Source organism: Psychrobacter sp. Ps1, from assembly GCF_022129425.1.
GTDB lineage: Bacteria > Pseudomonadota > Gammaproteobacteria > Pseudomonadales > Moraxellaceae > Psychrobacter.
Map to the genome: position 1 here is coordinate 1 of NZ_JADQAN010000040.1, position 6,415 is coordinate 6,415.

A 6,415-nucleotide genomic window follows, 5' to 3' on the forward strand; every position below is an offset into this window, starting at 1 on the left:
TCGCTTAATCCCTCCTCATTTAGGATATCTTTCTCTATCTTAAGCTGTCTGACTTCTCGCTCAAGCTCTTGTATGCGGCTCCGCTCATTATCGTCGACTGCTTATTCGATAAAGATGGCAGTTTATTAGAAACAGCGCAGGTTAAATAACTTCCAGTATAGCTATGGAGCTGTAGTAGATAAGACTTTAAATAACACACCTTTTTCTCAAACTTTTAAGCTGCTCATGCTGCTGGCCATTTGCTCAGCCAGTTTTTTAATGTCAGATTGAGTAGTCATTGCTTATTCTCCTGCTATTGGATTATAAGCAGTTACACAGTTTTTAGGAAAAGCTTCTCAATCTGGCATTAAGTTACTGATTCATTTCGGGTATACCCGAGTGGAAACAGCTATATCACCCTTTAAGCCCATTGATAGACCGTTTAAAATAGACTAATGCAGTAAAACCACTTCAAGCGTACTATTATTACGCCTATAATCTATTGTAAGTATGCCTATGATAAACCGATTTCACTGGTTCGGTACCCTAGTGAGGACTTGAATGGAGTCGTGGATTAGAGAGGTTTAACACGGGGTGTTGAGTTTGGTAAATGCGTAGTACTCGTAGATGACGCTCTTGATAATCGGCGTATCAAGAGGCATTAAACGTAAAGTTGAAACCGACTGTCAGTATCTGGTAGTAAGGTCTAAGTAGTACCTTGTGAGCTGTGACGTGTTCGGGGCATAAGTAGTAAAAAAAGCGTCTACCCGCAACGCATGACAAACACTACAGTATGTTTTCAACCCCCTGTTGTGTAGGTAAGGGGTCTGACACTCGCCCAATCGGTTCCAATAGGTGGTTCTATTCATTTATGACTATAAGAATAGAAAATTATAAATTTAGTAGTCTACAAATCTTATTCAACAAGGTTAATTTGCCAGTTATTGGCTTGAATGACAATATTAATTTTGCGTAGTTTCATCGCCAGGTCATCGGCTTGCTTTTGTAACCCAGCTACTGAGACCATAATATTCCATTTAATTTCACGATGACTATAACGATCTGCCTCAGTGTCGGTCGCTTCAATTGCTTCAATTAATAGTTTGTGGCGCATCTCCAACGCCTCGCGTTCAACCAATAGCGTCAGCATTGATTGATCTTTATCCGTCTTAGCAACTGCATTGGTACGGTGAATACGTTCAATCAAAGTAGATAGCTCAGTAATGACTTGACTAGCCTCAATCATTAGATGACTTGGATCTTCATTTGGCGTATCGCCTTCTTGAACTTTAGCATTACTACGAATACGTCCTTTAATTTGAGCAAGTTTTTTTTGCATATCGCTACGAATAAGTAGGGCTTCTGCGAGTTTCATTTTTAGCTCCTTTTAACACCTTATTAGTATACTGCGTTTATTATAGATGTGTTTGTCCGTAGTATTGTTGGCTGGAAGGTGTCTAATCGTATGAACATCGATATGATGATGGCAGCGTTAAATCAAGCCATTGCAGACAGAAACAACCCAAAAGACGTTATTCATCGTAGTGATAGAGGCGTTCAGTATTTATCTATTCGTTATACTGATCAGATGGCTGATTCTGGCGTTATTACCTTTGTTGGAACGCGGGTAATTCATATGATAATGCATAGTACGATTGGTTATGTATCACCTTTTGAGTTTGAAAAGCAATATTATGATAGTCTTAATGAGTCAGGCAAAGTTGCCTGACTCAAATAAAACGCTCTCCGATATAGTCGGGGCGGTTCAGATAGCCAACTGGTTTAATATTATTCCGGTATATATGGGGTTAAAAAACGCACTAAGGCAGTGATTATTAAGAGTATTAGAAGAAGGTGTTGATATTTTATAAATCGTTCTGGGATAAATAAACACAGCACAGATACTATAAAAATTCCTATAATTTCAATCAAATTAGATAGACTTTGAGAGCCAAATCCTAGCCCAGTTAATACGACCCACAAAAATGATGGTAAGAATACTAGGCTAAATTTTTTCAATGGTTTATTCATAGGTTAGGCTTATCTTCTATGTGGGCGCAATTTCTATTGCACCGGCAACGGCACAACCCTGATATACTTCGCCTGCGTAAGTTAATATTGCAGTAAGTTCATTTTGATAGCCATTGTCATCGATACAAAGGTTATTTTTTATATTCACAACAATAGGCTGTCCATTGATAGTACTCGCGTATTCGACACCTTCAGTATTGACAGAACCAGAACCCACCACGATAACTGTTGCTGTCGTTGGCTTTAAGAAATTCGCCTCTATACTTAGCTCATTTCCTTCAATCACTATTCGCCAAATTTTTTCTTTAGCGGTGTTTCCAAAAGCAGTAAATGCCGCTGACGCTACCGGCACTTCTATTGTAGGCTGCTTACTCAGATCCGTGGTGTCGGCACGATGGTTATTACAAGCCACTAGAGCTAAGCTGCCCGTTAAGCACATTGTAGTTAGAAGCAAAGAACGCATAATTTTTCCTTTAAATATAATAAGAGAACACCACTATTTAGCAGTGTTCTCTTTGTTTACGTGATGAAATTCAGGTTTTTACTACCATAGGTAGGTTTACGGTAGAACTAGAAGTTAGGGTCGTTACAGGTGGCCTTATTCAGTAACTTACCAACGTACTCTCTATATTAGTAATACTAATATAACATATCTATAAAGGTTGACAGTGTGGAGTAAGATAAAATCGTTTTTTTACTGTTTGAGTGTTTAAAATATGAAAAACTTAACTGCTGCTATTCTAATTGCGCTTCCTGTTCTAATGGTAAGTCCTACAGTAATGGCCGCATCTTCAGATGCAGTGGCTAAAACTGTTGATGTTCAATTTAAAAAAGGCGCTAGTTCAGCTAACTATTATGGGAAATTAAAGGGTAGTAAGTACGATTCCTATACATTTTATGCCAAAAAGAACCAAAAGCTTTCTGTTAAAACAACGGGAGGGAATGTAGATTCTTATTTATTTAATAAGAATTTATCAGATTCTGTCAATGTAGGAGAATATTCCTCTGAACTAGATAACCAAGGTTATTACAAGCTTCCATATTCAGGTAAATATGAATTGCGTATTCTTCAGCCACGTTCTCAAGCTTCTAAAGGAAAAACACCTCCATATTGGCTAGAACTATCTATTCTATAGGTATATAAGCTTAATAATGGAGACCTTCCTAAATTTTGTGTAAGTATTTAATCTAAACGTCAGTTACACAGAATCTGGGATGGTCTCAATTATGGATGATAAAAAATTTCTCTTACAATCATTATGGATAATCGGTCTAATTCTGTTATTAGCAATCCTTCTTTCGATTAGGTTTGCCAAAATGTTGTAATGCTTATAATTGCTGTATTTTTTTGATAAGTATTGATGTGGGGGATTACCGCATTATTTACAGAAATGGGTACTCTATTACTACGTAGCTATGTTAAGAACGGTGTATTTACCTCATTCAATTTGAACTCATTATATCCACTCAATACGCCTTTTGATCTTTATTTACAGGTATCACAACGTCATATAAAAATCGATTTAATGCAGTAAGGCTTGATAATAACCATTATCTTGCATTCATAATCGATTTTCTGCAAAATGGCTTATCTATAATCGCTTGAGCCACTCATGATAAACACCCCTACCTCAGACCCTATTGGCGCAGCATGGCTTATCCGTCATGCAAGCATCGAGCTGGTTGTCCCTTTATATGTCAGCAGCAGTATCGGTGGGCGCAGACAAACCTATAAAGACGGTGACGTCATTCATAACGCTTATCAGGAAACTGCGCGTCCACTGGACACAATTATTGCGCACTTACAGTTTCACATACGTCATGAAGTACTGAGTTTAGAGTTACTGACTCGTTTGTTTGAGCAGATAGGGGCTAATGACGTACAAGCATGGGTAAACGCTGAGCCCACAGGCAGCTATGCCCGTAGAATGGCTTTCTTGTATGAATGGCTCATGGGTCAGCAGTTAGCAGTACCGAGTAATTTAGGCGGTAACTATGTGGACGCTTTAGATGCTAAGAAGCAGGTTACTTCAAGCCCTGCGCATGTCATAAAGAATGCTCGTTGGCGTATCAATGACAATCTTGCAGGAACCCGTCATTTCTGTCCTCAACTGGTGAAAACAGAGGCATTTACGAAAGCCGCTGCACTCGATATTGCCACAATGGTTGACAAGCTGAACGATGAATTTGGGCAAGACTTACTGATGCGTGCCTCCGTATGGATGACATTACGAGAGAGTAAAGCCAGTTTTACTATAGAAGGTGAAGGGAAAGAGTTAAAACGTATTGAACGTTTCGCCGATGTAATGGCAAGGCGTACCGGCAAGGGCGATATCCCGCTTGATCCTGAATCACTAGCAGAGCTGCAACAAGAGATACTCGGCAGCAAAACGGTTATCCAGCAGTATGGTGTCCGTCAATCACCAGTTTTTGTGTCGCATACTCAGGTCAATGGCTTTAAAGAGATTGTGCACTATATCGCGCCACCTGCTGATGACATTGCTGAAAAGCTCAAAGGGTTACTGGCATTTATGGAAAAGACCGAGGGACAATCGGCACTGATACGTAGTGCGGTTGCTTCCTTTGCTTTTGTGTATATTCATCCGCTGGCTGATGGCAATGGCCGAGTACATCGCTTCTTAATTAACGATGTACTCAGACGCGACCAGGTCATTCATGAGCCGATTATCCTACCTATATCGCAAGCCATCGCTGAGCATCCCTCAGACCGTCATGCGTATGATAAAATTTTAGACCGTGTATCCGTGCCACTTATGGAGCAAATCCGTGATCATTACAGCTTTGATAAACAGGCGGTTACTTACCCTGATGGTATTCGCTCAAACTTAAATTTTGAAAACACTCACCTCATTCAACCTGCATGGCGCTTTATGGATCTAACGCCTCACGTTCAGTACTTATCAGGACTCATTGCTCACGTTATTGAAAAAGAGATGCATAACGAGTCACAGTACCTAAGAAAGCATGACTATGCACGATTGGCGATAAAAGAGATTGTTGAGATGCCCAACAGCTATGCCGATAGAATCATTCGCAGTATGCTACAAAATAAAGGCACTAAGAGTAATAAGCTACTTAAGGACTATCCTTTTTTAGCAAATGAGGCAGTTTGGGATGACATTTTCTCTGTCGTTGTAGAGACCTTTAAAGATGAAGCAAATGGTTTGAATAGTTAGAACAAATCCTGCTATACGCAGGAAAATCTGCCTTGATAATCAAGCTCAAGCTAGTATTAGTATCATCGTTGCGATAATGATTCGTTTATAAAAGATTCGGCTAAAATACTGCAACCTGAAACGTAATCAATATTTTTCTTACTTAAACAGAATATATTAGAGGAACTCTAATAACAGACCATTTTTATTTGACAAGGTTATTACAGATCCTCAAAATAATTTTGAGTATTTGAGTATTTGAGTATTTGAGTATTTGAGTATTTGAGTATCGACCCATTTTTATAGCTACAACAGCTATCAGTTGACGAAAACACTTAGCCGTAGCTTGCATTTCAGTATAGCTATGTCCAGATTTTAGGAGGTTAGCGATAATCTTACGTTTCTCGGAATCTTTCATACGTCCTGAATACTTATCTTCTGTATTAGCACGAGCAATACCTTGCATCTGACGGTTACGCCGATCTTCATAGTCCTTTCTAATAGCAGCGAGCATATCAAGTAACATTGAATTGATGGCTTGCAACACGCTACTCATAAATTCAGTGCTATTCTCAGATTGAAGCGCCATATGTGAGGTCGGCAGCTCTTTTGATACGACTGCCAACTTTTTCTCTGATAGCATTCTTTTGAGAGTAACCTAATCAGCTTGTTTCAAACGTGCTAAGCGGTCAAACTGCTCAACCAAAATCACATCGCCTTCGTGGGTTTGAAAAATGAGATAGTGTATCGCCAAGATAGGTGTAGTTTGATTTTTACTGTCAGACTGCGTCACTAAAATCCGCGAAGTTTGTTACTACGGATTTGATAGTAGAGATCAGATGGATTGACCATCAGTTCGTCATACACAAAGAGTTGTGCCACAAGTCTACAACCCTCCATTATTATTTTCAGAGTGAAGACTTACCTGAGAGCTACCTTCTTGATGCTCATCTTTATTCTCTTTAAGGTTGGTCCGGCTCTCGTTATTTTGTTTTGTTCTAATACCATTCAATTCAAGGGCCGCTGCAAAAGCATGCTTATCAGGCATACTAATATGGTTTTCATTTTCTAATGGCCTATCTCTTTCAGATAAATGAGCAACTGATAACAGTTGATCGTTTTTTTGCTGGTCTTTAGTATTGAAAGTATCTACTAGGGCGTGTCTTCAATTGGATAAGCCCTAAATAATAGTTACAATACCGCATCTATTGAGACGATGCGAGAAATAC

At 39.2% G+C, this 6,415-nt stretch carries 7 protein-coding genes and 1 pseudogene; 3 read left to right on the forward strand and 5 right to left on the reverse strand.

Annotation, left to right across the window (positions count from 1 at the left end):
• Positions 1 to 895: 895 nt before the first annotated feature.
• On the reverse strand, positions 896 to 1,354 hold the full coding sequence (locus I3249_RS12735; protein ID WP_025651570.1) for a DIP1984 family protein: 459 nt from the start codon (positions 1,352 to 1,354) through the stop codon (positions 896 to 898).
• A gap of 15 nt (positions 1,355 to 1,369) precedes the next feature.
• On the opposite strand from I3249_RS12735, the pseudogene I3249_RS12740 reads away from it, so the two are divergent.
• Positions 1,370 to 1,708, forward strand: a pseudogene (locus I3249_RS12740) (DDE-type integrase/transposase/recombinase); the annotation flags it as partial.
• 318 nt (positions 1,709 to 2,026) lie between these two features.
• On the opposite strand, the gene I3249_RS12745 reads toward I3249_RS12740, so the two are convergent.
• Complete coding sequence (locus I3249_RS12745; RefSeq protein WP_025651568.1) at positions 2,027 to 2,473, reverse strand: hypothetical protein; 447 nt, start codon at positions 2,471 to 2,473, stop codon at positions 2,027 to 2,029.
• Positions 2,474 to 2,726: 253 nt separating this feature from the next.
• Here I3249_RS12745 and I3249_RS12750 point away from each other — a divergent pair, with 253 nt between their 5' ends.
• Positions 2,727 to 3,146: a PPC domain-containing protein gene (locus tag I3249_RS12750; RefSeq protein WP_062846051.1), complete on the forward strand. Its 420-nt coding sequence runs from the start codon at positions 2,727 to 2,729 to the stop codon at positions 3,144 to 3,146.
• A gap of 477 nt (positions 3,147 to 3,623) precedes the next feature.
• Positions 3,624 to 5,207 (forward strand): Fic family protein, encoded by a 1,584-nt coding sequence (locus I3249_RS12755; RefSeq protein ID WP_238070205.1) that lies wholly within the window; start codon positions 3,624 to 3,626, stop codon positions 5,205 to 5,207.
• Between the two features lie 184 nt (positions 5,208 to 5,391).
• Here I3249_RS12755 and I3249_RS12760 read toward each other — a convergent pair whose 3' ends face one another.
• The 3 genes from I3249_RS12760 to I3249_RS12765 form a co-directional block, all read right to left on the reverse strand.
• The gene (locus I3249_RS12760; protein ID WP_227674888.1) at positions 5,392 to 5,811 is read right to left on the reverse strand and encodes a hypothetical protein; all 420 of its coding nucleotides are present in this window, start codon (positions 5,809 to 5,811) and stop codon (positions 5,392 to 5,394) included.
• A gap of 33 nt (positions 5,812 to 5,844) precedes the next feature.
• Positions 5,845 to 5,979: a hypothetical protein gene (locus I3249_RS13105; RefSeq protein ID WP_269137264.1), complete on the reverse strand. Its 135-nt coding sequence runs from the start codon at positions 5,977 to 5,979 to the stop codon at positions 5,845 to 5,847.
• Between the two features lie 93 nt (positions 5,980 to 6,072).
• The gene (locus I3249_RS12765; RefSeq protein WP_156916082.1) at positions 6,073 to 6,234 is read right to left on the reverse strand and encodes a hypothetical protein; all 162 of its coding nucleotides are present in this window, start codon (positions 6,232 to 6,234) and stop codon (positions 6,073 to 6,075) included.
• Between the last annotated feature and the right edge of the window lie 181 nt (positions 6,235 to 6,415).

Excerpts from the sequence above, each read along its gene's own strand:
- I3249_RS12765 (WP_156916082.1), bottom strand. The coding sequence starts at position 6,234 with ATGCCTGATAAGCATGCTTTTGCAGCGGCCCTTGAATTGAATGGTATT.
- I3249_RS12755 (WP_238070205.1), top strand. The coding sequence starts at position 3,624 with ATGATAAACACCCCTACCTCAGACCCTATTGGCGCAGCATGGCTTATC.
- I3249_RS12745 (WP_025651568.1), bottom strand. The coding sequence starts at position 2,473 with ATGCGTTCTTTGCTTCTAACTACAATGTGCTTAACGGGCAGCTTAGCT.
- I3249_RS12735 (WP_025651570.1), bottom strand. The coding sequence starts at position 1,354 with ATGAAACTCGCAGAAGCCCTACTTATTCGTAGCGATATGCAAAAAAAA.
- I3249_RS12750 (WP_062846051.1), top strand. The coding sequence starts at position 2,727 with ATGAAAAACTTAACTGCTGCTATTCTAATTGCGCTTCCTGTTCTAATG.